The organism is Pseudoduganella sp. LjRoot289 (genome assembly GCF_964252925.1).
In the GTDB taxonomy this organism is placed as follows: Bacteria; Pseudomonadota; Gammaproteobacteria; order Burkholderiales; family Burkholderiaceae_D; genus Rugamonas.
Window position 1 is genome coordinate 4535125 of sequence record NZ_CAXUPN020000001.1, and the last position, 25580, is coordinate 4560704.

Annotated in this window: 18 protein-coding genes; 10 read left to right on the top strand and 8 right to left on the bottom strand. The window is 66.2% G+C overall.

The genetic code is table 11. The features are described 5' to 3' along the window. Positions 1 to 90 precede the first annotated feature (90 nt). The 4 genes from ACSQ8Y_RS19340 (at position 91) to ACSQ8Y_RS19355 (ending at position 7255) form a co-directional block, all read left to right on the top strand. Complete coding sequence (locus ACSQ8Y_RS19340) at positions 91 to 2781, top strand: TonB-dependent receptor (protein WP_436268059.1); 2691 nt, start codon at positions 91 to 93, stop codon at positions 2779 to 2781. A 13-nt stretch (positions 2782 to 2794) separates the two neighbouring features. Then, positions 2795 to 3760, top strand: coding sequence for a rhamnogalacturonan acetylesterase (locus tag ACSQ8Y_RS19345; protein ID WP_436268060.1), 966 nt, complete (start codon positions 2795 to 2797; stop codon positions 3758 to 3760). Between the two features lie 152 nt (positions 3761 to 3912). Continuing rightward, entirely contained in the window at positions 3913 to 5385 is a 1473-nt protein-coding gene (locus tag ACSQ8Y_RS19350; protein WP_436268061.1) for a pectinesterase family protein, read from the top strand. 10 nt (positions 5386 to 5395) lie between these two features. Then, positions 5396 to 7255 (top strand): glycoside hydrolase family 28 protein, encoded by a 1860-nt coding sequence (locus ACSQ8Y_RS19355; protein WP_436268062.1) that lies wholly within the window; start codon positions 5396 to 5398, stop codon positions 7253 to 7255. A 49-nt stretch (positions 7256 to 7304) separates the two neighbouring features. Here ACSQ8Y_RS19355 and ACSQ8Y_RS19360 read toward each other — a convergent pair whose 3' ends face one another. From ACSQ8Y_RS19360 to ACSQ8Y_RS19375, 4 genes are all read right to left on the bottom strand, one after another. After that, entirely contained in the window at positions 7305 to 8180 is an 876-nt protein-coding gene (locus tag ACSQ8Y_RS19360; protein WP_436268063.1) for an SMP-30/gluconolactonase/LRE family protein, read from the bottom strand. After that, positions 8168 to 9742 (bottom strand): aldehyde dehydrogenase (NADP(+)), encoded by a 1575-nt coding sequence (locus ACSQ8Y_RS19365; protein ID WP_436268064.1) that lies wholly within the window; start codon positions 9740 to 9742, stop codon positions 8168 to 8170. The genes ACSQ8Y_RS19360 and ACSQ8Y_RS19365 overlap by 13 nt, the downstream gene beginning before the upstream one ends. A 13-nt stretch (positions 9743 to 9755) precedes the next feature. Beyond that, on the bottom strand, positions 9756 to 10667 hold the full coding sequence (kdgD, locus tag ACSQ8Y_RS19370) for a 5-dehydro-4-deoxyglucarate dehydratase (RefSeq protein ID WP_436268065.1): 912 nt from the start codon (positions 10665 to 10667) through the stop codon (positions 9756 to 9758). 113 nt (positions 10668 to 10780) lie between these two features. Beyond that, positions 10781 to 11527 carry a FadR/GntR family transcriptional regulator gene (locus ACSQ8Y_RS19375; protein WP_436268066.1) on the bottom strand — a complete coding sequence of 249 codons (747 nt, stop codon included), beginning with the start codon at positions 11525 to 11527 and terminating at the stop codon, positions 10781 to 10783. A 307-nt stretch (positions 11528 to 11834) separates the two neighbouring features. Between ACSQ8Y_RS19375 and ACSQ8Y_RS19380 the strand changes: the two genes are divergently transcribed. From ACSQ8Y_RS19380 to ACSQ8Y_RS19395, 4 genes are read left to right on the top strand one after another with little or no spacing between them, the layout of a single operon-like run. Beyond that, positions 11835 to 13781, top strand: a complete 1947-nt coding sequence (locus ACSQ8Y_RS19380; RefSeq protein WP_436268067.1) for a TonB-dependent receptor domain-containing protein — start codon at positions 11835 to 11837, stop codon at positions 13779 to 13781. Then, a complete protein-coding gene (locus ACSQ8Y_RS19385; protein ID WP_436268068.1) occupies positions 13778 to 14323 on the top strand; it encodes a YfiR family protein in 546 nt (181 codons plus the stop codon). The genes ACSQ8Y_RS19380 and ACSQ8Y_RS19385 overlap by 4 nt, the downstream gene beginning before the upstream one ends. Continuing rightward, entirely contained in the window at positions 14320 to 17364 is a 3045-nt protein-coding gene (locus ACSQ8Y_RS19390) for a response regulator (RefSeq protein ID WP_436268069.1), read from the top strand. The genes ACSQ8Y_RS19385 and ACSQ8Y_RS19390 overlap by 4 nt, the downstream gene beginning before the upstream one ends. 3 nt (positions 17365 to 17367) lie before the next feature. Next, positions 17368 to 20031 carry an EAL domain-containing protein gene (locus tag ACSQ8Y_RS19395; RefSeq protein ID WP_436268070.1) on the top strand — a complete coding sequence of 888 codons (2664 nt, stop codon included), beginning with the start codon at positions 17368 to 17370 and terminating at the stop codon, positions 20029 to 20031. 46 nt (positions 20032 to 20077) lie between these two features. Here the strand turns inward: ACSQ8Y_RS19395 and ACSQ8Y_RS19400 are convergent, their stop codons facing one another. The 4 genes from ACSQ8Y_RS19400 to ACSQ8Y_RS19415 form a co-directional block, all read right to left on the bottom strand. Next, entirely contained in the window at positions 20078 to 20659 is a 582-nt protein-coding gene (locus tag ACSQ8Y_RS19400; RefSeq protein WP_436268071.1) for a TerD family protein, read from the bottom strand. A gap of 26 nt (positions 20660 to 20685) precedes the next feature. Next, a complete protein-coding gene (locus ACSQ8Y_RS19405) occupies positions 20686 to 21381 on the bottom strand; it encodes a TIGR00266 family protein (RefSeq protein WP_436268072.1) in 696 nt (231 codons plus the stop codon). Between the two features lie 2 nt (positions 21382 to 21383). Continuing rightward, positions 21384 to 21959 carry a TerD family protein gene (locus tag ACSQ8Y_RS19410; protein WP_436268073.1) on the bottom strand — a complete coding sequence of 192 codons (576 nt, stop codon included), beginning with the start codon at positions 21957 to 21959 and terminating at the stop codon, positions 21384 to 21386. A 91-nt stretch (positions 21960 to 22050) separates the two neighbouring features. Beyond that, positions 22051 to 23097 carry a DUF475 domain-containing protein gene (locus ACSQ8Y_RS19415; protein ID WP_436268074.1) on the bottom strand — a complete coding sequence of 349 codons (1047 nt, stop codon included), beginning with the start codon at positions 23095 to 23097 and terminating at the stop codon, positions 22051 to 22053. Positions 23098 to 23198: 101 nt separating this feature from the next. Here ACSQ8Y_RS19415 and nhaR point away from each other — a divergent pair, with 101 nt between their 5' ends. Together nhaR and ACSQ8Y_RS19425 are read left to right on the top strand one after the other, a co-directional pair. Continuing rightward, positions 23199 to 24107: a transcriptional activator NhaR gene (gene nhaR, locus ACSQ8Y_RS19420; protein WP_436268075.1), complete on the top strand. Its 909-nt coding sequence runs from the start codon at positions 23199 to 23201 to the stop codon at positions 24105 to 24107. A 123-nt stretch (positions 24108 to 24230) separates the two neighbouring features. After that, positions 24231 to 25574, top strand: a complete 1344-nt coding sequence (locus ACSQ8Y_RS19425; protein ID WP_436268076.1) for a hemolysin family protein — start codon at positions 24231 to 24233, stop codon at positions 25572 to 25574. The last annotated feature ends 6 nt before the right edge of the window (positions 25575 to 25580 follow it).

Here is a 25580-nt window from a genome sequence, read left to right on the forward strand (position 1 = left end):
AACGGCACGGAGCACGCGAGGTGCTCCACCTGCGGCTGCGCACCATGCGCGGCGCATCACTACGTTTGAAATACTAGGAGACATAGCTTCATGAACAACTTCGACAAAGCGCAGCCGCGCCTGCTGCTCTCGTCCATCACGCTCGCCGTGCTGGCACTGATGAACACCGCCACCGCGCAAGAGATGCAGCGGGTGGAAGTGACCGGCTCCAGCATCAAGCGCCTGGCCACAGAAGCCGCGCTGCCGGTATCCACCATCAAGGCCGAAGAATTCGCCGAACGCGGCATGACCACCCTTGCCGACGTCATGATGGCGCTGCCGCAATCGGCCTCGCTGGCGCCGTCCAACGCCGGTTCGGGCACCAACATCAACCTGCGCGGCCTGGGCGTGAACCGCACCCTGGTGCTGCTGAACGGCCGCCGCCTGGCCAACGAGGCCATCGCCGACGGCTACGCCAACCTGGACGTGATCCCGATGAGCGCCCTGTCGCGCGTCGAAATCCTGCGCGACGGCGCCTCCTCCATCTACGGCTCGGACGCCATCGGCGGCGTGGTCAACTTCATCACCAAGCGCGACTTCGAAGGCGCGTCCGTCACCGCGCAATACATCCAGCCGGAGAAAAGCGGCGGCGGCGACGAACAGCGCCTGACGCTGACCGTCGGCAAGGGCAGCCTGGCCAAGGACGGCTGGAACGTCTACGCCACCGTGGACGCGCACCGCCGCAGCCGCCTGGCCGCCAAGGACCGCGCCGACCTGAGCTCGAACGCGCTGCTGACCGAACTTGGCCGTCCGCCCACCCTGGGCAGCGGCGGCAACGCCATGCCGGCCAACTTCACCACCGCCACCAACAAGAACGCGCAGAACCCCTACTTCTCGGCCGGCTGCGCGGCGCCCTACTCGGTGGTCGGCGCCAAGAACACCTGCATCCTGAACGCCAACGAATACGGCACCGCGCTGCATGAAAACGAGCAGCTCACCTTCTACGCGCGCGGCACCAAGCGCTTCGATGACGACCACACGCTGAGCATCGACTACATGCGCGGCCAGGAAGCCATCCTCTCGGCCCGCAACCCGACCAACGCGGTCGCGGTCGGCGGCGTCAGCGCCAGCCTGCCGGGCAGCAGCAAATGGTATCCGGGCGCCAGCGGCGGCGTACCCGCCGTGGCCGGCCTGAAAGGCGAACCGCTGACCGTGACCTGGGCCGTGGCCGACTACGGCGTGGCCGTGCAGAAGGACAAGCAAGTCAACCAGCGCATCTCGGTGGCCGACGAAAACCGCTTCGGCGAGTGGGACATCCGCACCGGCCTGGTGATCGGCGTCAGCGACCGCGAGAACTACTACGACAACGGCTTCTTCACCGGCCAGGGCCTGCTGGACGGCCTGAAACAAGGCAAGCTCAATCCCTTCGGCCTGCAGGACGCGACCGGCCTGGACTACCTGAAGAGCATCTCGGTGGACGGCCAGAAGAACCGCGACTCGCGCTCCACCTTCACCGGCATCGACCTCAACGCCAGCCGCCAGCTGATGGAGCTGCCGGGCGGCGCGCTGGCCCTGGCTCTGGGCGCCGACATCCATCGCGACACCACGCGCGACGACAAGCTGGCGATCCAAAATTCGGTCACCTATCTCAACTCGACCGCTTCGCACGGCGACGGCGCGCGCAACGTCTACGCGCTGTTCGCCGAGCTGGACGTGCCGGTGTCGAAGAACCTGAACCTGAACTTCGCGGCCCGCGACGATTACTTCAGCGACTTCGGCAACACCTTCAACCCGAAAGCGAGCTTCCGCTACGAGCCGTCGAAGCAGCTGATGTTACGCGGTTCGGCCAACACCGGCTTCCGCGCGCCCACCCTGTTCGACGCCTACGGCTACCGCCTGCCCGGCGCCACCGGCAAGACCAACGCCAAGTGGGACGACCCGATGCTCTGCCCTGGCGGCAAGCCGGGCGTGGCCGGCACCGGCACCGCGCTGGCCGGCTTCGTTTCCTCGGAAGTGTGCAATGTGGCGCTGCCGAAACAGGTCGGCTCCAACGCGGACCTGAAGCCGGAAAAATCGCGCGGCTACACGCTGGGCTTCGTGGTCGAACCGGTCAAGTCGCTGACGGTGTCGGTCGACTACTGGAACATCCGCATGAAGGATATGCTGGCCAACCTGCCGGAACAGGTGTATTTCCTGGACCCGGTCAAGTACCAGTCGCTGATCGTGCGCAATCCGGACCGCACCATCAACTACATCAAGAACGTGACGATGAACCTGGGCGGCCAGAAAGCGGGCGGCATCGACATCTCGGCGACGTACGACCTGCCGCGCACGGAAGCGGGTAACTTCAAGGTGCAGCTGGACGGCACCTACCTGACCCAGTTCGACAACCAGCTGGAAAGCGACAGCCCATTCGTCTCGAACGTGGGCCGCTTCGGCCTGGCCAGCAATGGCACCACCAGCAGCTTCCCCATCATCACCTACCGCTGGAAGCACACGCTGAAACTGGGCTGGAGCAAGGGCGACTGGGCGGCGCAACTGACGCAGAATTACAACTCGGGCTACGAAGACCAGAACCTGGTGGCGCAACAGTACTGGCGCGACATCAATTCGTATAAGGTATGGAATCTGACCACCTCGTACAAGGGCTTCAAGAACATCCAGCTCGTCGCCGGCGTCACCAATCTGTTCGACAGCAACCCGCCGGTGACCAACCACAGTGGCTATTCCTTCGGCTACCTGAGCAGCGCGGGCAGCCCGATCGGACGTTCGTTCAACCTGCGTGCGACTTACAACTTCTGATAGGAAATCGACGATGGCCAGCAATGTGAAAACTGGTCCCCGTCGCCTGGCCAGGGCCGCTGCGGCCCTGGCCTTGGCTACCGCCGCCCTCGTGGCGGCGGCGCCGGTGGCGATGGCGGACGACGGCAAGCCCGTGCGTTTTATTCTCGTCGGTGATTCGACCATGGCCAGCAACAGCGGCTATGGCGACGCGCTGTGCGCACGCATCGTGCGCGGCGACACCTGCATCAACCTGGCGCGCGGCGGACGCAGCTCAGGCAGCTTCCGCGCCGAAGGCCGCTGGGACGAAGTGCAAGGCCTGCTGCGCGGTTCCGCCGCGTACCGCGCAACCTATGTATTGATACAGTTCGGCCACAACGACCAGCCGGGCAAGCCTGGCCGATCGACCGATCTGGCCACCGAATTCCCCGCCAACATGGCGCGCTACGCGCAGGAAGTGAAAGCGCTGGGCGGGGTGCCGGTGCTGGTCACGCCCCTGACCCGCCGCACCTTCAAGAACGGTGTGCTTGAGAACAACCTTCAGCCATGGGCGGACGTGATCCGCAAAGTGGCCGCGCAAGAACACGCGCCGCTGCTGGACCTGAACGCGGACAGTGTCGCCGCCGTGCAGGCCATGGGGCAGGACGAGGCGGATACGCTGGCGGTCGTGCCGCGCCCCACGGGTTACGGCTTGCCCGCAGCCGCAGTGCTACCTGCAACTGGTACTGTACCGGCGGCCGCGACGACAACAGCAACGACAGCGGCATCGATGGCCGCAACGACAGCAACAACGGCAGTGGCGCCCCCAGCGCCTGCGCCTGCGGCATCTGCAGCCGCCGGCATGGCTGCGACCGAGCCGCAAGGCCCTGCCAAGACTGCCTTCGACCGTACCCACCTCGGCGCCAAAGGCGCGGACTACTTCGCACGCATGGTCGAACGCGAAGTGAAAGCCGTGCTGCCGGAAATTGCTGGCCGCTTCCGCCCGGAGGGCCAGCAATGAAACGCCGCCGCGCCGCAGTTGCGGCGGCAGTGCTCGCTTGCGCAGCAGTAGCGCAGGCGCAAGTGCCTGTGCCTGTGCCTGTGCCTGTGCCTGTGCCTGTGCCTGTGCCTGTGCCTGTGCCTGTGCCTGCGCCTGCGCCTGCGCCGGTGCAAGTGCAGACGACGGCACCGGCACAGCAGCAACAGCCCCCTGGCGACAGCAGCACCGCCGCCCGCCCCACCTCCGGCACCGGCAGCGCCCGTCCGCAACTGACGGCGGCGCAGGCAGCGCAGTATTCGTACGCCGAAGTGCTGAAGTACGCCGGGACGGCAGGCAGCGAGCGCATCGACCCATGGGACCCGCTGGCCGATCCGCTGGCCAAGGGGAGTACCTTCACGCCCGCCTACACCGTGGACGCGAACGCGAAAGCCGACGGCATCAAAGTCTTCCACACCGTGCAGGCGGCCATCAACCGCGCCGTCGATACCAGCATGGCCGCGGAGCCGCACAAACGCATCCATATTTTGATCAGACCCGGCGTGTACCAGGAGCTGGTCTATGTGCCGGCCGCCTCCGCCCCGATCACGCTGTACGGCGAAGGCGCGAACGCTGCCGACACCAGGATCACCGCAAAACTGGACGCCGCGACGACGGCCGCCAGCTACAACGCGCGCTACGCCGCGCAATTCACCAACGCCCACCCGTCCGTGCAAGCCATGTATGCGCTGGTCAAGGACCGCGCCGCAGCCGGAACCGCTGCAACCATAGGCACCTTCGGTTCGATGACGGTATGGGTGAAAAACGACGGCTTCCAGGCCCGCAACATCACCATCGAAAACGGATACAACAAGGACACCGGCAACGCGCGCGAGGAATGCGGCGAACGCCCCTGCGGCAAGACCGATATCAACCCGCAGCAGGGCGTGGTGCACCACCAGGCCGTGGCGCTGCAGGTGGAAGGCGCGGACAAGGTGCAGTTCGAAAATGTGCGCCTGATCGGCTTCCAGGACACGCTGTTCCTGCGCGCATCCGACACACGCCGCACCGCGCGCAGCTTCTTCAACAAGTCCTATATCGAAGGCGACGTCGATTTCATCTTCGGCGACGCCACGGCCTATTTCCACCAGACCGAAATCAAGTCGCTGGGCGACCGCAGCACGTCCTACGTGGGCGCGCCCAACACCAACCACAGGACGCGCTACGGTTTCGTGTTCGAACAGTGCCGCTTCACCCACGACGGTTCACCCAACGCGCTGGCCGGGAAGTTCTTCCTGGCGCGCCAATGGTTTCACAACTCGCGCTGCACGCCCTACGGTAAAGTGCCGCTGCCCGGCTACGCCTGCACGCTGGGCGGCGTGAGCCAGTTCCAGTCCCCGGTTGGCACCATCACGCCCACCGTGCTGGAAACGGTCGGCAAGATGGCGGTGCTCAATTCGCGCATCGGCTCGCATATAAACCGCAACGCCCCCTGGTCCGACTGGAACCGCAACGGCACGCTGTCCTACCGCCCTGCGCAATTCAATTCGGACGACTATTGGAACAACCTGAAAGCGGCGGGTATAGCCCCCGTCAAAGACCTCGGCTACACCGGGCAGCCCGTCCCTGCGGACAGCTACCTGGCGGAATACAACAACATTGATGAGTAACGGAGAGAGCATGATCAAGAAGTTGAACGAACAGCGCCGCAGCCTGATGAAAGCCGCATCGGCCACCGGCCTGTCGCTGGCCGGCGGGGTGCCGGCCATGGCGCTGGCAGCCGCCGAGCCGGACCCGTGGGAGCGCGCGGCCGACATCGTCAAACGCCTGTCCAAGCCTCTGGTATTCCGCAAGCAGGACTTCGACGTCACCAAATTCGGTGCCGCGACCTGCAAGCTGGTGAAGGTGAAAGCGTGGAAATCGTTCGAAGAGCAGGGTGAACTGGACACGCCCGTGCCGGGCTCCAGGGACTGCTACGCCGCCTTCGCCGCCGCCATCGCGGCGGCCAGCAAGGCCGGCGGCGGCCGCGTCGTCATCCCGGCCGGCAACTGGTACTGTGCCGGGCCCATCGTGCTGCTGTCGAACGTGCATGTGCACCTGAAAGCCGGCGCCCACATCTATTTCAGCAACCAGCCGTCCGACTACGCCAAGTACGGCGACTTCGACTGCGGCAAGAACGGCAAGCTGGTGATCACGCGCTGGCAGAGCAACGACTGCCTGAACTTCGCCTCCCCGATCTACGCCTACGGCCAGGACAACATCGCACTCACCGGCGAAGACTGGACCAGCGTACTGGATGGCCAGGGCGGCGTCCCGTTCAACAAGGAAGGCGACTGCTGGTGGACCTGGAAGGGCAAGACGCGCACCATGAATTCGGTGGCGGAAAACTCGGTGCCGAACTTCGGCCCAGGCAAGCTGGCGGGCAATGTCGAGAACCCGGCCAACCCGGCCTCGCTGGCCGACGTGGCGCCCGGCCTGAGCGAGGCGGAACGCCTGCAGATCCAGGGCGCCGGCGGAAAGTGGCGCGCCGACGAGCAATACCTGCCGGCGCTGTCGGAAGCGGGCGTCCCGCTGGGCAAACGCGTGTTCGGCATGGGCCACTACCTGCGCCCCTCGATGATCCACATCATCGGCTGCACCAACGTGCTGCTGCAGGGCTACCAGGTGCAGCACACGCCGTTCTGGCAGCACCACCCTGTCCACTGCCGCAACATCGTCATCCGCAAGGTGCACGCCTTCAGCCACGGCCCGAACAGCGACGGCTTCGACCCCGAGGCATGCGACCACGTGCTGGTGGAAGGCTGCACCTTCGACGCCGGCGACGACTGCATCGCCATCAAGGCCGGCAAGAACCAGGACACGCATTTCGGCCCGTCGCAGAACATCGTGATCCAGGATTGCGTCATGCACAGCGGCCACGGCGCCGTCACCTTGGGCAGCGAAATGGCGGGCGGCATCCAGAACGTGTACGCGCAAAACCTGGTGTTCCAGAACGCGCACTGGAAAACCAACCCGCTCAACACCGCGATCCGCCTGAAGACGAATCTGAATCGCGGCGGCTACCTGCGCAATTTCTACGTGCGCAACATCAGCATCCCGAACGGCGTGCAAACCAGCCCGGCGTTCTACGCCTCGCTGCCAGGCTCGCCTATCCAGTCGCGCACCGTGGCCACGGCCGCCGGCGCGGTGGTGACCTTCGACTGCGACTACGCGCCCATCGCCGACACCGTGCGCACCCGTCCCCCGGCGGTCAGCAATGTGCACATCTCGAACGTCAAAGTGGGGAACGTGGAGGCCACGGGCGGCAAGCAGGCCTCGTGTTTCCAGGCCATCGTCATACTGGGACCGGTCGCCTCCGACTACAACGGCCCCGAGCCTATGCCGGCCATCATCCCGGTGAGCAACGTGACCATCACCGATTGCGACTTCGGCACCCCGGTGAACACCGAATCGCCATGGTTCCTGTACAACGTGAAGGGCTTGAAGCTGAAAAACGTGACGGTGGACGGCAAGGTGCTGAACACCGAACTTTCCGCCTGACGAAAAAAAGCCGGGGTTGGAAAACCCCGGCTTTATTCAACTCGAACCGTTATCCTTTGAACCGCGTCTCCGCGATGCCTTTGATTCCGGGCCGCAGCAACACCACCGCGCCGCCCCACTCCTCATCCTCGGGCTTGCCGGACACGATGGACGTGACCAGCAAGGTGCCCATGTCGTCGCCACCGAAGGCGCACATGGACGGCTTGAGCATCGGCACGTCGAGACGGCGGTCGAACTTGCCGTCCGGCGTGAAGCGCAGCAGGCAGCCGGCGTCGTTGGCGCAGATCCAGTAGCCGCCCTCGGCGTCCACCGCCGCGCCGTCGGGACGGCCCACGTGCTGGTGCAGGTCCGCGAACACGCGGCGCTTCGACGGCACACCGGTTTCGGTGTCGTAGTCGAAGGCCCAGACCAGGCGCCGCGATGGATGCGAATCGGACAAATACATGGTGCGTCCGTCCGGCGACCAGGCCAGGCCGTTCTGCGTGATCAGCTCCGGCACCACGGGCCGCGACAGGCCCTGCTCCGCGTCGTAGCTATACAACTCGCCGATGGCGCGCGCGGCCGACATGTCCATGAACATGGTGCCGCTCCAGAAACGCCCCTGGCGGTCGCAGCGGCCGTCGTTGAAGCGCATGCCCTCGCCCAGAGACGCCGGACGCGCCAGCCGGGTTTCCCCGGCATGCCTGGCGTCGATCAGCGCGAGGCTGAACAAACCCGTTTCCATGCCGGCGATCAGCCCGCCGCTTTCCTTCGGCGCCAGACAGGCCACCATTTCGGACGTTTCCCAGCTGCGCAGCGCGCCGCTGAGGCCGTCCATCCGCCAGATACGCTTGGCGACGATGTCCACCCAGTACCAGGCTGCGGCTTGCGCGTCCCAGACAGGGCTTTCACCGACCGTGCATTGGATATCGCTTACACGTTCCATACCAGGTCGCCATCTTCCACGCGCGGGATGGCCAGCGGATTACCGTCGGCCAGTGCGGCTGCCAGCAGTTCCGCAGGCAGGTCCTGGTAGCTCACCGGACGCAGGAAGCGGTCGATGGCGGAGGCGCCAACGGAGGTGCTGCGGCTGTCCGAGGTGGACGGGAACGGGCCGCCATGCACCATCGCATGCGACACTTCCACGCCGGTGCCGAAGCCGTTGAACAGCACGCGGCCGGCCTTGCGCTCCAGCGTAGGCAGCAGGCGCTTGGCGAAGGCCAGGTCGGCAGCGCTGGCGTGGACGGCAGCGGTCAGCTGGCCTTCCAGGTGTTCTGCCACGCGCACCACTTCGTCCTCGTTGCGGCAGCGGATCAGCAGCGAAGCCGGTCCGAAGATCTCGCCTTCCAGGTCGGGATTCGACAGGAAGGTCTCAGCGGCGACTTCATACAGCGCAGCTTGCGCGCCGCACGGCAGGCCGGTGGTCTGGCCCTGGCCGACCAGCTTCACGCCCGGGATGGCGGCCAGCTTGGCCACGCCCGACGAGTAAGCCTGGTGGATGCCGGGGGTCAGCATGGTCTGCTGCGCCTTGGCGGCCAGCGCGGCGGCGGCGCCGTCGACGAAGCCTTGCAGCAGCGGACCGTCCACGCCGATCAGCAGGCCGGGGTTGGTGCAGAACTGGCCCGCGCCCAAGGTCAGCGAATCGACGAAGGCTTGCGGCAGCTTGGCGTTTTCCAGTGCGCCGGCCAGCAGGAACACGGGATTGATACTGCTCATTTCAGCATAGACAGGAATCGGCTCGTGGCGCGCGGCGGCGGTGCGCATCAGCGAGGTGCCGCCCTGGCGCGAACCGGTGAAGCCGACGGCCTTGATGGCGCGGTGCGCGACCAGGTTCTGGCCGACGCTCACGCCTGAACCGATCAGCATCGAGAACACGCCTTCGGGCATGTCGCACTCGATGGCGGCCTTCTGCACAGCGCGGGCCACCAGTTCGGAGGTGCCCAGGTGCGCCGAGTGCGCCTTGACCACGACCGGGCAGCCGGCGGCCAGCGCGGAGGCGGTGTCGCCGCCGGCAACCGAGAACGCCAGCGGGAAATTGCTGGCGCCGAACACGGCGACCGGGCCGAGGCCGATCTTGCGCAGGCGGATGTCCGAGCGCGGCGGGGTACGGTCCGGCAGCTTCGAGTCCAGGGTGGCGCTCAGGAAGCGGCCGTCGCGTACCACTTTGGCGAACAGGCGCAGCTGGTTGCAAGTGCGTCCGCGCTCGCCTTCCAGGCGGGCCTGCGGCAGGCCGGTTTCAGCCATCGCGCGCTCGATCAGCACAGGACCGAGGTCCATGATGCGGTCGGCGATGGTTTCCAGGAAGCGGGCGCGTTGCTCCAATCCGGTTTCGCGATAAAGGTCGAACGCCTGTTCGGCCAGCGCGCAAGCCTTCTGCAGTTCCGCTTCGCCACCCAGCCCGAAGGCCGGTTCGATTTGCTCGTTGCGGGAAGGGTCGATCGCCTTGATCGTGCCTTCCTGGCCGCGTACGACGGAACGGCCAATTATCATTTCACCGGATACTTGCATCACTACTCCTTGGTTATTGCGCGCCTTGTGCACGCATCAGTTTTTCCAGCATTGCGCATTCTTCTTCGGTCAGGTCGGTCAGCGGAGCGCGGACAGGGCCTGCGTCGTAGCCTGCCAGCTTGGCGCCGGCCTTGACGATACTGACGGAGTAGCCGGCCTTGCGGTTGCGGATCTCCAGGTATGGCAGGAAGAATTCGTCCAGCATCTTGTTCTGCGCGGCGTGGTCGTTGCTGGCGACGGCGTGGTAGAAGTCCATCGCCAGTTTCGGCATGAAGTTGAACACCGCCGACGAGTATACCGGCACACCCAGCGCCTTGTAGGCCGACGCGTAGACTTCCGCGGTCGGCAGGCCGCCCAGGTAGCTGAAGCGGTCGCCCATGCGGCGCCAGATCTGCATCATCAGTTCGATGTCGCCCAGGCCGTCCTTGAAGCCGATCAGGTTAGGGCAGCGGTCGGCCAGGATTTCCAGCGAGTCGGCGCTCAGGCGGCAGACATTGCGATTGTAGACCACGACGCCGAAGTCCACCGACGCGCACACTTCTTCCACGTGGCGGATCAGGCCGTCCTGGCTCGCTTCGGTCAGGTAGTGCGGCAGCAGCAGCACGCCTTGCGCGCCCAGGCGCTCGGCTTCCTGCGCGTAGCCGATGGCGGCGCGGGTCGAACCGCCGGCGCCGGCCAGGATAGGCACCAGGCCTTTGCAGGTGTCGACGGCGGTCTTGATGACGTCGCTGTACTCGTTCGGCGTCAGCGAGAAGAACTCGCCCGTGCCGCCGGCCGCGAACAGCGCGCTGGCGCCGTACGGTGCCAGCCATTCCAGGCGCTTGGCGTAGGTGTCGGCGCGGAAGTTGCCCTGCGCGTCAAAGTCGGTGACCGGGAAGGACAGCAGGCCGGACGAAAGGATGGTTTTGAGTTCATTTGCTTGCATGTCTTCTCCAATGGGTGTCTAAAAAGTGGCGCAGCGCCGCCTTGTTGTATGACATCGTACAACCATAATGAAAGCGGGGCAAGCGTTTTGATGCGGCTTTTTAGTTATTTCCCTTAAGAAATTGCAGGGCCGTCCAGCGGCTGCCCTTCCAGCTGCGCGCGGCGCAGGCGTTCGCGGCTGTTGCTGAGGTGGGTGCGCATGGCGGCGCGGGCCGCCTCCTGGTCTTGGCGCAGGATGGCGTTGTAGATGTTCTCGTGCTCGCGGTTCACGCCTTCCAGGTAGTGGGCCGGATCGTCGTGCGCCAGCTGCGCCGAGTTCAGGCGCGCGCGCGGGATGATGTGGGTGCCCAGGTCGGTCAGGATGTCGACGAAATAGCGGTTGCCGGTCGCCTGCGCGATCAGCAGGTGGAACTGCACGTCGGCCTCGACCGAGCCGCCGGCACGGATGCGCTGCAGCGCCTCGCCCATCGCAACGGCCTGCTCCTCGGTGCGGCGCGCCGCAGCCAGCCAGGCCGCTTCGGTCTCCAGGCTGATGCGCAGCTCGAGGATGGCCAGCACGTCGCCGATGGTGCGGATGGTGTCGGCCGAGATGCGCAGCGCGGCCGGCTGCGGCTCCAGCACGAAGGTGCCGATGCCATGCTTGGTCTGCACCAGGCCGTTCGCCTGCAGATGCGAAATCGCCTCGCGCACCACCGTGCGGCTGACGCCGTGCATCTCCATGATGACGGATTCAGTCGGCAATTTGTCGCCCGGCTTGAGCTGGCCGCCCGTGATGCTGGCGGTGATGCTCTCCACCACGCCCTGCGCGAGGTTGCGATGGCGCTTTTTAGGCGGCTGGAAGGCTGCGGCGATGTCGTTCATGGCTTGCGGTAGGTTGCGCGATAGTGAAGATTATAGCAGTTGTATGACGACGCTGGCCCCTGCCGGACGCGCGGCCGCGCACCGCGCCAATATTGCAAATTGCAAGCCAGTGGCTGGCGCGCCCGCGCACCCGGCGGCAAGCATAAATTCCATCCGACATTCTCACCAATTATCACCGTGTATGAATGGTGGCAACACATGCAAATTTGCCTTTGCCGCCAGCATGTTTCGATGTCTAATCGGAATTATCGTATAGCGGCGTGTACAGACCGCGGCCAGGGAGGATGGGATGACAGGGACAGCAACCATGACCACCTGCGGACGCCCCTTCTCCTGGCGGCCATCGTGGCGCCCGGCTTGGCTCCCGGCTTGGCTCCCGGCCGGCTGGATGCTCGGCCTGCTGTGCGCGCTGGCGGCATCCGCGGCAGGCGCGCAGGGGACGGATACGCGCAATGAATACTTCCAGATGTCGCTGGAGGAACTGAGCGAGTACCGCGTCACGTCGGTGTCGAAAAAGGAAGAACGGCTGGCCGACGCCGCCGCCTCGGTTTACGTGATCACGGGCGAAGCGATACGGCGCTCCGGCGCGCGCAGCCTGCCCGAGGCGCTGCGGCTGGCGCCCAATCTGCAGGTGGCCCGCATCGGCGCGTCGCAATACGCCATCAGCGCGCGCGGTTTCAATTCCAGCACCGCCAACAAGCTGCTGGTCATGATCGATGGCCGCACCGTGTATACGCCGCTGTATTCCGGCGTGTTCTGGGATGCGCAGGCGACCATGCTGCCCGATGTCGACCGCATCGAAGTGGTGAGCGGCCCGGGTGGCACCATCTGGGGCACCAATGCCGTCAACGGCGTGATCAATATCATCACCCGGGATGCCGCCAAGTCCGCCGGCACCCTGCTGTACGCCGACGCCGGCACCGACGGCGGCGGCGTTGCCGCGCGCTACGGCGCGGCGCTGGGCGAGCAGGGCCACTACCGCATCTATGCCAGCGCCGACCGCTGGCCGCACTCCGAGCGCGTGAACGGGGCCGCCATGCCCGACGCCTGGCGGCGCAAACAGGCGGGCTTCCGCGCCGACTGGCACGGCGCGCGCGACGACGTCAGCCTGCTGGGCGACCTCTACAACGGCACCGAAGGACTAAGCACGCCGGGCCAGACCACGATCGCAGGCGCCAACCTGCTGCTGCGCTGGGAACGCCCGCTCGGCGACGGTGCGCGCCTGACCGCGCAGACCTATCTGGACCACACCGAACGCGACGTGCCCGGCCTGTTCGGCGAATCGCTCAACACCGCCGATGCGGAGCTGCGCTACGCGTTCAGCCACGGCAGCGCCGAGACCACCGTCGGCGGCGGCTACCGCGTGGCCAGCGACCACGTGCGCAACTCGGCCTTGCTGGCCTTCCTGCCCGCCCAGCGCATGCTGCATTGGGCCAACCTGTTCGCGCAGCAACAGCGCCCGCTGACGCCCGAACTGCGCCTGATCGCCGGGATACGGGCGGAGTCGAACGACGACACCGGCATCGAATGGCTGCCCAGCGTCAAACTGGCCTGGAAGGCCGGCGCCGCGCAAACGCTGTGGGCCGCCCTGGCGCGCGTGGTGCGCGCGCCGGCCCGCCTCGACACCGACCTCTATTCGCCTGCCAAGCCGCCGTTCATGATCGCCGGCGGCCCGGATTTCAAATCGGAACTGGCCAACAAGCTGGAGCTCGGATGGCGCGCCCAGGGGCGCTCCTCGCTGACGTATGCTGCAACCTTGTTCCACAGCCGCTACCACAGGCTGCGCAGCACCAGCCGCAGCGCCGCCGGCCTGGTGCTGGACAACCAGATCGCCGCCCGCGCCACCGGACTGGAGGCCTGGGCCAGCTACCAGGCCGCGCCGGACTGGACGCTGGACGCCGGTGTGCTGCTGCAGCGCCAGCGCCTGCGCGGGCCGGTGGCGAGTGCGCCGCCCGGCAACGATCCGCGCCACCAGTTCAGCGCCGGCTCGAAATGGAATGCCGGCGCAGGCTGGGAGTTCGACCTCGCGCTGCGCCACGTCGGCGCCTTGTCCACCCCGGCGGTGCCCGCCTACACGGCGGTCGACGCGCACCTGGGCTGGCGTCTGTCGCCGGCGCTGGAATTGCGCCTGAGCGCGGCCGATATCTTCCATCGCGGCCACGTCGAATTCCGTTCCGGCAGCGGCACCGCTTCGGCCAACCCGGTCCGCATCGAGCGTTCGCTGGCGCTGGCGCTGACGGCGAGGTTCCCGTGAGCGCCGTTCGCGGCCTGGCCTGGACCTTGGCCGCCGTGCTGTGGGCCGGCGGCGCGCGCGCCGGCGACGGCCAGGCCGACGCTGAATACAAGATCAAGGCCAGCTATATCTACAAATTCGCCAGCTACGTTGACTGGCCGCCGGGCGACGCGGGCGCGGCGCCCTTCGTCATCGGCATCGTGGACGCCGACAGCCTGGCCGAGGAATTGAAAAAACTGAGCGCCACCCACCCGCTGAAAAACCGCCCGGTGCAAATCCGCATGCTGGCGGCCGGCGCCGTGCCGGCCGGCCTGCAGCTGCTCTACATCGGCCAGCGCGCCGCGCGCAGCGCACGCGGCATGCTCGACAGCGTGGCCGCGCAGCCGGTGCTGACGGTGACCGAATCGGCCGGCATGCTGACGTCCGGCAGCGTCATCAATCTGCTGCTCGTCGATGAGCGCATCCGTTTCGAAATATCGTTGCCGCACGCCGAGGCCAGGCAGCTGAAGATCAGCGCGCGCCTGCTCGACGTGGCTTACCGGGTCGAAGGGAAATCGCCATGACGCGCGTCCTGCATGTGCGCTCCATCAGCAAGAAGCTGCTGCTGATGGTGCTGGTGGCCAATCTGTGCACGCTGCTGATGGCCGGCGCCGCCCTGCTCTACCATGACTTCCAGGAAGCCCGCGCCAAAACCGCCGCCGAACTGACCGCGCTGGCCAATCTGCTGGGGCAAGGCAGCATCACGGCGCTGGAATTTTCCGACCCCAAGGTGGCCCGCGAAAACCTGGCCCATCTGCGCGCCGCCCCCAACATCGCGGCGGCCGCCATCTACACCAGCAGCGGCGCGCTGTTCGCCAGCTATGCGCGCGACGCGGCGCAGGCGCGGCTGCTGCCGGCCGGCCCGGCCGCTGAAGGCGTGCGTTTCGAGGGCGCCGAACTGAGCATCTTCAAACCGATCGCCAGCGCGCAGGAAACGCTGGGCGTGGTGTTCGTCAAGGAACAGCACGACCTGTCCGGCTGGCTGCGCGACTACCTGGCCATCCTCGGCGGCGTGCTGCTGGCCAGCCTGGCGTTCGGCCTGGTCATCTCGTCGCGCCTGCAGCGCTGGGTGTCCGGTCCGGTGCTGGCGGTCGGCCAGGTGGCGCGCCAAGTGATGGAGCAGCACAACTACCAGCTGCGCGCGCCCAAGACCACCGAAGACGAGGTCGGCGAACTGGCCGACGCCTTCAACGGCATGCTGCAAACGCTGGAGCACGAGATGGCCGAACGCGGCGCCGCCGAGCTGGCGGTGCGCACGCTGAACGCCGACCTGGAACGGCGCGTGCACGAGCGCACCGCCGAACTGGAGGTGGTCAACAGCAACCTGCTGACGCGCACCGCCGAAGCGGAGAGCGCCAACCGCGCCAAGGCCGACTTCCTGGCCAATATGAGCCACGAAATCCGCACGCCGATGAACGGCATACTGGGCCTGGCCTATCTGCTGGACCGGCGCCAGCTCGACGGCGAAGCGGCCGACATGGTGCACAAGATCCGCAACGCCGGGCGCTCGCTGCAGGCCATCATCAACGACATCCTGGACTTTTCCAAGATCGAGGCGGGCCGCCTTGAAATCGAGCAGACGCCGTTCCGCCTGGTCGACATCTGCGACAACCTGGCCGCCATCATGGCCGCCAACGCCGGCGACAAGGAAATCGAGCTGGCGATCGCGCCGCCGCCCGCGATCGGCGGCCAGGTGCTGGGCGACGCGCTGCGCCTGGAACAGGTGCTGATCAACCTGACCGGCAACGCCATCAAGTTCACCGCGCGCGGCGGGGTCAAGGTGGGCATGAGCCTGCTGTCGCAGGACGAGCGCGTGGCCACCGTCCGCTTTTCCGTCAGCGACACCGGCATCGGCATACCGCTCGACAAGCAGGCCCACATTTTTTCCGCCTTTTCGCAGGCCGACGCCACCACCACCCGGCGCTTCGGCGGCACTGGCCTGGGATTGACCATCTGCCGCCATCTGGTGGAGATGATGGGCGGGCATATCGGCGTGATCAGCACCCCCGGCAAGGGCAGCGAATTCTGGTTCACGGTGCCGTTCGCCTGGGTGCCGGGCGGCGACTACGCGCCGCCGGAGCTGGCCCTGCTCGACGTGCTGATCGCCGACGACAGCGACATCGCGCGCGAAAACCTGGTGCAGACGGCGCGCTCGGTGGGCTGGAGCGCCACCATGGTCGACAGCGGCGAGGCGGCCATGCAGAAAGTGCTGGCCAAGCAGGCGCAAAACGCCCACTACGACGTGCTGCTGGTGGACTGGAAAATGCCGGGCATGGACGGCTTGCAGCTGGCCACGCGCTTGCGCGGCACGCTGCACGACCAGGACACGCCCATTGTGCTGATGGTGACCGCGTATTCGCAGGAGGAATTGCGCCACCAGCAGGATATCGATTGCGTGGACGGCGTGCTGAGCAAGCCTGTCACCAGTTCGGCGCTGTACAACGGCGTGGCCAGCGCGCTGCGGCGCCGGGTGGGCGCGCTGCCCGCGCCCAAGCCGGCCGCCGACGGCCAGCGGCTGCCCGGCCTGCGCGTGCTGGTGGTCGACGACAGCGACATCAACCGAGAAGTGGCGCGCCACATCCTGCAGGGCGAAGGGGCGCAGGTGGAGTTGGCCAACGACGGCGTCTCCGCGCTGGCATGGCTGTCCGCCCAGCCGAACGCGGTCGACATCGTGCTGATGGATGTGCAGATGCCGGAAATGGACGGCTACGAGGCAACCCGCCGCCTGCGCGCCAACCCGGCCTGCGCCGCGCTGCCGGTGATCGCACTGACCGCGGGCGCTTTCAAGAACCAGCAGGAAGCGGCGCGCGCGGCGGGCATGGACGCCTTCGTCGCCAAGCCATTCAATGTGGACGACCTGATCGCCAGCATCCAGCGCCTGACCGGCGGCGGGCCGGCCGCCGCCGCACCTGCCGCAGTTGCCGCAGCGGCCATCCCTGCCGGGCCGGACGCGCCTGCACCCGAAGACCTGCCGGGCCTGGCGCTGCGGCAAGGCCTGGCGACCTGGCGCGACGCGGCCGCCTACCGCAAATTCCTGCGCAAATTCGAGGCCGATTACGGCCAAAGCTGCGCGCAGCTCGAATCATGCTATGCCCGCGGCGACGGCGCCACAGCGCGCAGCCTGACCCATAAACTGAAAGGCGGGGCCGCCGGCCTGGCCCTGAACGGCGTAGTGCAGGCGGCGGCGGAACTGGAGGCGGCCGACTATGCCGGCGGCGACATCGGCGCCGCGCTGGGCGCGCTGCAAACGGCGCTGAACACCGCTTGCGCCTCGATCGCCCGCTATGTTGGCGGCGACGAGGACGCCCCGCCGGCGGCCGAGCATCCCGCCTCCCCCGCCGCGCCCCCGGGCGCCGACGGCGCCGTCCTGCTGCGCGAGTTGCTGCTGGCGCTGGACACCGACGCACCCGACAGCGCAACCGCCGTGCTGGACCGGCTGGCGCCCCTGATCCCGGCCGGCGCGGCCGCCGAGCTGCGCGAGCGCATCGACGGCTTCGATTTCCGCGCCGCCGAAACGCTGGCACTGGGACTGATCTCGGACCTCGGCCTGGAACTGGAGGAATAAAACATGCTACCCGGCCCCATCCTCATCGTCGATGACGAACCCAGCAACCTTGCGCTGCTCAAGCAGATACTGGGCGACAGCTACACGCTGGCCTTCGCCCGCAACGGCGCGGAGGGACTGGCCGCCGCGCGCAAGCACCTGCCCATCCTGGTCCTGCTCGACGTCCAGATGCCGGACATGGACGGCTACGCCGTATGCCGCCAGCTCAAAAGCGACCCGCAAACGGAAAACACGCCCGTCATCTTCGTGTCCGCGATGAGCGAAGTGGGCGACGAGGCGGCAGGTTTCGCCTGCGGCGGGGTCGACTACCTGATCAAGCCGGTCTCGCCGGCCATCGTGCAGGCGCGCGTGCGCAACCACCTGTCGCTGGTGCGCGCCGCCACGCTGGAACACTATGTGCGGCAACTGGAGCTCGAGCAAGCCCAGACCGCACGCCTGAGCCGCATCCACGCGGTGCTGAGCGGCACCAACAGCGCCATCGTGCGCATCCGCCAGCCGCAGGCGCTGCTGCAGGAAGCGTGCCGCATCGCGGTGGCGCACGGCGGTTTCGGCCTGGCCTGGATAGGCACGGCCGACACCGCCGGCGGCGCCATCGCGCTGTCGGCCAGCGAGGGCGGCGCGGGCGAGCCGCCGGACGCGCAGGGACCGGCAGGCGAACTGGTGCGGCACGTCATGGCGCATGGCGCCACCACCCTGTGCGACGACGCGCAAGGCGGCGCGGCCTTTCCGCAGAGCTGCGCCGACGCGCGCGCGCGCGGCTTCCAATCCCTGCTGGGCCTGCCGCTGCATTCGCCGCGCGGCGTGATCGGCGCCATGCTGCTGTACGCCCGCGCCGCCGGCAGCTTCGACGCCGGCGAAATCAAGCTGCTGGGGGAACTGGCCGGCGACATCGCGTTCGCGCTTGAAGCCATCGCCCATGAACAGCGCGCCAATTTCCTGTCGAACTACGACGCCCTGACCGGCCTGCCCAACATGGGGCTGTTCCTCGACCGGCTCGAGCAGATCGAACAAAGCGCGCAGCACAGCGGTGGCGGCGCCTTCGTCATCGCCCTCAACCTGGAACGCTTCAAACAGGTCAACGACGCCGTCGGGCGCAACGGCGGCGACCAGGTGCTGCGCGCGGTGGCCAAACGCCTGAGCGAGGACGTGGGCCGGCCCTGCACCGTGGCGCGGGTGGGCGCCGACAATTTCGCGCTGGCGGGCGAACGTGGGCCCGATGAAAATATCAGCCCGCTGTGCGCCAGCCTGATCAAGCTGATCGGCGAGCCCATCGAGCTGGAAAACGGCACCGTGCAGTTGGCGGCGCGGCTGGGGGTGGCGGTCTACCCGGCCGACGCCAGCGACGCCGAATCGCTGTTCAAGAACGCCGAGGCGGCGCTCAAGCAGACCAAGGCCATGCTGGCGCGCTTCCAATACTACTCGCAGGAGCTGAACGCGCGCCTGGCCGAGAAGGCCGAACTCGAACGCATGCTCAAGGAAGCGGTCGACGCCGGCCAGTTCACCATGTACTACCAGCCCAAGGTGGACCTGAACACCGGCCAGATCTCCAGCGCGGAGGCGCTGATACGCTGGCAGCACCCGCAGCTGGGCATGGTCTCGCCCGACCGCTTCATTCCGCTGGCCGAGGAAACCGGCCTGGTGGTGCCGATCGGCGACTGGGTGATACGGGCGGTGGTCGCCCAACAGGCGCAATGGCAGCGCGCCGGCCACCGCATCGTGCCTGTGGCGCTGAACCTGTCGGCCCTGCAATTCCGCGAAGGCAATGTGCTGCACACCATCGCCCACACCCTGGCCGAGCACAAGCTCGACCCGCGCTGGCTGGAGGTGGAGCTGACCGAATCGCTGGTCATGCACGACCCGCTGGCGGCGCAGCAGACCATGCGCGACTTCCGCGACCTGGGCCTGCGGGTCTCGCTGGACGACTTCGGCACCGGCTACTCCTCGCTGGCCTACCTGAAGCGCTTCCCCTTCAACTACGTGAAGATAGACCGCGCCTTCGTCACCGACATCAACCAGAATCCGGACGACGCGGCCATCGCCACCGCCATCATCGCCATGGCGCACAGCCTGCGCATGGGCGTGATCGCGGAAGGGGCGGAAACGGAGGCGCAGATGCAGTTCCTGCGCTCGCGCCAGTGCGACTACCTGCAAGGCTATTACTTCAGCAGGCCGGTGCCGGCCGCCGAATTCTGCGCGATGGTACAGAACGGCAAGCAGGTGGCCCTGGCCGCCGATACCGCTGGCACGCCGCGCACGCTGCTGGTGATCGACGACGACGACGCCTTCCAGAACGGCATCGGGCGCGCGCTGCGCGGCGAAGGCTACCGCATCGTGCGCGCGGCCTCGGCGCACCAGGCCATGGATTTGCTGGCCACGGAATCGATCCAGGTGGTCCTGTGCAACCAGCTGGCGCAACACGGCCGCGGCAAGCCGCCGCTGCCCGACATCGCGCGCATGCATCCGGACAGCATGCGCATCGTGCTGAGCGGCCACGCGGAACTGCCGGCGGTGCTGGACGCGGTCAACCGTGGCGAGATCTACCGTTTCCTCACCCCGCCCTGGAACGAGGACATCCTCAAGCAGACCATCAACGAAGCGTTCCAGCGCTACCGGCCGATGGCCGACACTGTGAAAAAAAACGGCAGCCTGAAACAGGCTGCCGTGTAAAAGGCGCGCGCCATGGGTGAACGCGCACCGGGAAGCTGGTACATCCTTACAGGTGCGGCGCGATCTGCGGCAGCAGGTCGTCGAAGGTGCGGCCGGTGCCGTTTTCGCCGATCGCGTGCATCTTCCATTCACCGTTGTGGCGGTACAGCTTGGCCATGATCTGCGCCGAGTGGCTGCCCTGCACCGACAGGTTGAAGCGCGCCACTTCCTTGCCGTCGGCCGCGTTGATCAGGCGGCAGTAGGCGTTCTGCACTTGCGCGAAGGTCTGGCCGGTGAAGCTGTTCACCGTGAACACGATACTCTTCACATTGGCCGGCACGCTCGAGAGCGACACGGTGATTTGTTCGTCGTCGCCGTCGCCGGCGCCGGTGCGGTTGTCGCCGCTATGGACCACGCTGCCGTCCTGGCTCTTCAACTGGCGGAACCAGACCACGTCCAGCGGACGGTTCTCGGTGTCGAACAGCACGCACGAGGCGTCCAGGTCGACTTCGGCGCTGCCGCCGCCGAAGCCGAAGAAGCCCTTGCTCTTGACGGCGTCCCAGCCCAGCCCCATCACCACGCGCGACAGCGCGCTGCCCGCTTCTTTGTCCAGAGAGATCTTCTGGCCTTTTTGCAAATTGACTGACATAGCTATACTCCTTGTTTATTGTCCGCTTACTGTCCGGTGCCGCGCACCCAGCCAAGGAAACCCTTGCGGCTGCGCGAACACACCAAAATCTTGCCCTGCCCGGAGAAGCGCAGCACCATGCCCTCGCCGCTGGTCTGGCTGTTCACCAGGTTGCTCAGGAAGCCGCCGCTCTGCGAGGTCGCCACCGACATCTCGTAGTGCAGCGCACTGTCCCAGCACACCACGTGCGAGTTGTCGATCACCACGTCCTTGCCCGGCTCCACTTCCAGCTGCGACATGGAGCCGAAGCCCGACACCGCCAGCTGGCCGCTGCCCTGCGTCTCCGTGATAAAGAAGCCGCCGCTCTGGGCGAACAGCGCATTGCCCAGGCTTTGTGTGCGCACTTTCAACTCCACGCCGGCGCTGGCCGCGACGAAGGCGCCGTCGCTGATCATGTACTGGCGCGGTCCGACGTCGATCACCTGCATCGCGCCCGGCAGCGTCGGCGACAACAGGCAGTCGCCGTTGCCGCGCACCGCTTCGATGTGCTGCTGGAAGAAGGACTCGCCGTTGGCAAAGGTGCGCATGATGGCGCTGCCGATACCGCCCGTGATCTTGCCCTTCAGCTCCAGCGCCGCTTCCATCATCACCATCGCGCCGGACTCGCAGTAGATCTTTTCGCCCTGCCGCAGCGAGACGTGCAGGAAGGGATCGACATCCCCTGTCACGGTGAAGACCGGCATGCTTACACCGCTACGCCGAAGGACGACGCCAGCGCGCCCAGGCCGCCTTTGTAGCCCTGGCCCACGGCGCGGAACTTCCAGTCGCCGCCGTTGCGGTAGACTTCGCCGAACACCAGCGAGGTCTCGGTCGAGCCGTCTTCGGACAGGTCGAAACGGGCGATCTCGGTGTTGCCGGCCGCGTTCACGCAGCGCACGAATGCCTTCTGCACCTGGCCGAAGTTCTGGCGGCGGGCGTCCGCTTCGTGGATGGTGACGCAGATCGCGATGCGGTCCACGTCGGCCGGCACCTTGGACAGCTCGATGGTGACCGTTTCGTCGTCGCCTTCGCCGGCGCCGGTGCGGTTGTCGCCCGAGTGGGTCACCGAGCCGTCGCTCGACTTCAGGTTGTTGTAGAAGATGAAGTCGTTATCGGCGCGGACCTTGCCGTCGACCTTCAGCAGGAAGGCGGAGCTGTCGATGTCGAAAGCCGCGCCGTCCGTGTTGCGTATGTCCCAGCCCAGGCCGACCACCATCTTCGACAGGCCCGGAGCTTCCTTGCTCAGATTAACGTTACCGCCTTTTTGCAGACTGATTGCCATGATTTGCGACTCCTAAATAAAGTTGTGAACACCTTGCTGCATGCGCGGCGGGCCGGTGTTCTTTGGGCGCGCCGCGTTTTCTTTACACCGCTCAGGCAGGGACGCCGAGCGCTTCTTGCTGCTTGCGGTGGCGGACCGACGACCACAGCGACGCCACGATGAAGGCCACGCCGATCAGACCCGTGAAGATCTCGGGTATGTGGAACTTGATACTGGCCAGCATGATCAGGGCCAGGATGCCGATCGCGTAGTGCGCGCCGTGCTCCAGGTAGACGAATTCGTCCAGCGTGCCCTTCTCCACCAGGTAGATCGTCATCGAACGGACGAACATTGCGCCTATGGCCAGGCCCAGCATGATGATCACGACGTCGTTGGTGATGGCGAACGCGCCGATCACGCCGTCGAAGCTGAACGATGCATCCAGCACTTCCAGGTACAGGAAGCCGCCGATACCGCCGCGCTTGACCATGTCGCCCACGTTCGAACCTTCTTCCTCGGACTCCAGCAGGCTGCTCAAGCCGTCGACGGCCACGTAGATCAGCACGCCCCACAGGCCGGCGATCAGCACGATCAGCTTCTGGCCTTCTTCAACCATGCCCAGGCAGGCCAGCAGCGCGCCTATGGTCACCATCACGGACACCGACGACATCTTGCCCAGCGAGCCGAGTTTCTTCTCGACGTTGCCCAGCCAGTGCGTTTCCTTGTCCTTGTCCAGCAGGAAGTTCAGGAACACCAGCAGCAGGAAGGCGCCGCCGAATGCCGCCACTTCAGCGTGGTGGTTGGTCAGGTGCGTCGAATACGCTTTCGGGTCGTTCAGCGCCAGGGTCCAGACTTCGGCCAGGCTGATGTCGGCGGCGACCGCGACGATCACCAGCGGGAACAGCAGCCGCATGCCGAACACCGCGATGATGATGCCCACGCCCAGGAAGAGCTTCTTCCAGAACGCGTCCCAGGTCTTCAGCACCGAGGCGTTGACCACCGCGTTGTCGAACGACAGCGACACTTCCATCACCGCCAGGATGGCGGCGATGCCGAGCGCCGTGAGCGCGCCGCTCCAGCCGGTATGTGAGTAGCCCCACCAGCCCGCAACCGCAAGGCAGATGAAGGAGATAATGAATGACACTCTGAAGTGTTTCATCGGTATTCCCTTTCTTGTTGATTAATGTCATGCAGTGTAGAGATTTCCAGATCATTTAAAAATGGTAGATAATCGAAGTATTACTTCGCAAAAACAGAACCATGAAAACAGCGGGCATCAACTTCAGGCATCTCTATTTTTTCTGGACGGTGGCCAAGGAAGGCAGCGTCACGCGCGCCGCCGAGCGCCTTGGCCTGGCCGTGCAGACCGTCAGCACGCAGCTCTCGCAGCTCGACATCCAGGTCGGCACGGCCCTGCTCAAGCAGCAGGGCCGGCGCCTGGTGCCGACCGAAGCGGGCCGCGTGGCGATCGAGTATGCGGACCAGATCTTCCAGCTGGAGGACCAGCTGCAGCAGGCGCTGACGGAGGTCGACGCGGGCCGCATGCGGCTCACCGTGGGCATTTCCGATTCCCTGCCCAAGCTGGTGGCCTACCGCCTGCTCGAGATGACACAGAACCTCTCCAGGCCCGTGAAGCTGATCTGCATGGAAAATGAGTTCGACACGCTGCTGGCCGACCTGGCCTTGAACAAACTGGACGTGGTGCTGACCGACCGCGCCGTGCGCGCCACGCCCAGCCTGCGCGTGTTCAGCCACTTGCTGCTGGAAAGCGAAATGCAGCTGTTCGGCGCCCGCAAGCTGGCCGGCAAATACAAGCGCAATTTCCCGCAGAGCCTGAATGGCGCCCCGCTGCTGCTACCGACCCGCAACAATGCGCTGCGCGGCCGCATCGACGCCTGGTTCGTGCGGCACGGCGTGCGGCCGGACGTGGTGGGGGAATTCGAAGACAACGCCATGCTCAACACCTTCGGCCGCAACGGCATGGGGCTGTTCTTCGCGCCGTCCGTGCTGGCGCACGACATCGAAGTGCAGTTCGGCGCCGCGCACGTGGGCAACGCGCCCGAACTGCGCGAGCAGTTTTACGCGATTTCCAACGAGCGAAAAATCAAGCATCCGGCGGTGGAGGCGATACTGGAGGCGCTGCATGCGGCGCCGTTCGCGGTGGCGTGATGATTAGTATGCGTGTCCGAACGTCCGCAGCCTGGATTCCGAGTTCCAGGGAGCAATTTTGGGCGTCCGGGCGCCGGGTCGGCTAAGATGTAGCTTTCAACGACGGTCGCGCACGCGATTTATATGGTTAACTTATTGCTGGTCCTGCTCGCACTGCTGCTGGTTGTGTTGAACGGTTTCTTCGTCGCCGCCGAATTCGGCATCGTCACCCTGCGCCGCACCCGCGTGCGCGCCATCGCCAAAACGCAGGGCCTGCGCGGCCGCATCCTGGCCAAGGTCCACGGTGAACTCGATGCCTACCTGTCGGCCTGCCAGCTGGGCATCACCCTCGCGTCGCTCGGCCTGGGCTGGGTCGGCGAACCGGCATTCGCTTCCCTGCTCGAACCCTTGTTCGGCGCCATCGGCGTCACCTCGCCGCAGATCATCCACGGCGTGTCCTTCATGTTCGCCTTCGTCACCATCTCCTTCCTGCACATCGTGGTGGGCGAACTGGCGCCGAAGTCGCTCGCCATCCGCATGCCGGAAGTGGTCGGCCTGTGGAGCGCGGTGCCGCTGTACGGCTTCTACTGGGCCATGTACCCGGCCATCTGGGTGCTGAACCAGAGCGCCAACATGGTGCTGCGCGTCGTCGGCCTGTCCGGCCCCGGCGGCCACGGCGATTCGCACTACACGACCGAGGAACTGAAGCTGATCCTGCGCACCAGCCAGCCGGGCGAGAAGTTCAACAAGGACGAGCGCAACATCCTGGCGCACTCGCTCGATTTCAGCCTGCTGTCGGTGTCGGACCTGATGCGCCCTATCCATGAAGTGATCGCGCTGCACGCCGACAAGCCGCTGGAAGAGAACCTGCAAACCGTGGTGCGCAACCGCTTCAGCCGCTATCCCTACTACGACGAGGACGGTGAAACGGTGCTCGGCATGGTGCACTTGAAGGACCTGTTCTTCGCCGAGCAGTCCGGCAAGGAGATCACCTCGCTGGCGCCCTTCCTGCGTCCGGTGGAGACCTATTCGGCGCGCACCCCGGCGCTGGAATTGTTCCGCCGCTTCAAGGACGGCGCGCCGCACTTCGCGCTGATCGGCGAGAAGGGCAAGCGCCCGGTGGGCTTCCTCACCCTGGACAATCTGCTGGGCGCCATGGTGGGCGAGATCCATGATGAATTCCGCCTCAACGAAAACGACTGGCTCAAGCAGCCGGACGGCTCGCTGGTCGGCAAGGCCAGCCTGCCCATCGTCTCGCTGGAACGCGCGCTCGGCCTCGACATCGAGAACGAGGAGATGGGCCTGCAGGACATCGAATCGGTCGGCGGCCTGGTGATGCTGAAACTGGGCGACATCCCCAAACAGGGCCAGCGCGTGGAGTTCAACGGCTTCGACATCGTCGTCAAGAAGATGACCGGGCCGCGCATCCTGCTGGTGAAAGTGATCCCGCGCCAGCCCCGCCACAGCGAGTCCGACGACCAGGACTGAAGCATC

What these genes read in the sequence shown, in the direction of transcription:
- ACSQ8Y_RS19340 (WP_436268059.1), top strand. Translation starts at nt 91, where the DNA reads ATGAACAACTTCGACAAAGCGCAGCCGCGCCTGCTGCTCTCGTCCATC.
- ACSQ8Y_RS19345 (WP_436268060.1), top strand. Translation starts at nt 2,795, where the DNA reads ATGGCCAGCAATGTGAAAACTGGTCCCCGTCGCCTGGCCAGGGCCGCT.
- ACSQ8Y_RS19355 (WP_436268062.1), top strand. Translation starts at nt 5,396, where the DNA reads ATGATCAAGAAGTTGAACGAACAGCGCCGCAGCCTGATGAAAGCCGCA.
- ACSQ8Y_RS19360 (WP_436268063.1), bottom strand. Translation starts at nt 8,180, where the DNA reads ATGGAACGTGTAAGCGATATCCAATGCACGGTCGGTGAAAGCCCTGTC.
- ACSQ8Y_RS19365 (WP_436268064.1), bottom strand. Translation starts at nt 9,742, where the DNA reads ATGCAAGTATCCGGTGAAATGATAATTGGCCGTTCCGTCGTACGCGGC.
- kdgD (WP_436268065.1), bottom strand. Translation starts at nt 10,667, where the DNA reads ATGCAAGCAAATGAACTCAAAACCATCCTTTCGTCCGGCCTGCTGTCC.
- ACSQ8Y_RS19375 (WP_436268066.1), bottom strand. Translation starts at nt 11,527, where the DNA reads ATGAACGACATCGCCGCAGCCTTCCAGCCGCCTAAAAAGCGCCATCGC.
- ACSQ8Y_RS19380 (WP_436268067.1), top strand. Translation starts at nt 11,835, where the DNA reads ATGACCACCTGCGGACGCCCCTTCTCCTGGCGGCCATCGTGGCGCCCG.
- ACSQ8Y_RS19390 (WP_436268069.1), top strand. Translation starts at nt 14,320, where the DNA reads ATGACGCGCGTCCTGCATGTGCGCTCCATCAGCAAGAAGCTGCTGCTG.
- ACSQ8Y_RS19395 (WP_436268070.1), top strand. Translation starts at nt 17,368, where the DNA reads ATGCTACCCGGCCCCATCCTCATCGTCGATGACGAACCCAGCAACCTT.
- ACSQ8Y_RS19400 (WP_436268071.1), bottom strand. Translation starts at nt 20,659, where the DNA reads ATGTCAGTCAATTTGCAAAAAGGCCAGAAGATCTCTCTGGACAAAGAA.
- ACSQ8Y_RS19405 (WP_436268072.1), bottom strand. Translation starts at nt 21,381, where the DNA reads ATGCCGGTCTTCACCGTGACAGGGGATGTCGATCCCTTCCTGCACGTC.
- ACSQ8Y_RS19410 (WP_436268073.1), bottom strand. Translation starts at nt 21,959, where the DNA reads ATGGCAATCAGTCTGCAAAAAGGCGGTAACGTTAATCTGAGCAAGGAA.
- ACSQ8Y_RS19415 (WP_436268074.1), bottom strand. Translation starts at nt 23,097, where the DNA reads ATGAAACACTTCAGAGTGTCATTCATTATCTCCTTCATCTGCCTTGCG.
- nhaR (WP_436268075.1), top strand. Translation starts at nt 23,199, where the DNA reads ATGAAAACAGCGGGCATCAACTTCAGGCATCTCTATTTTTTCTGGACG.
- ACSQ8Y_RS19425 (WP_436268076.1), top strand. Translation starts at nt 24,231, where the DNA reads ATGGTTAACTTATTGCTGGTCCTGCTCGCACTGCTGCTGGTTGTGTTG.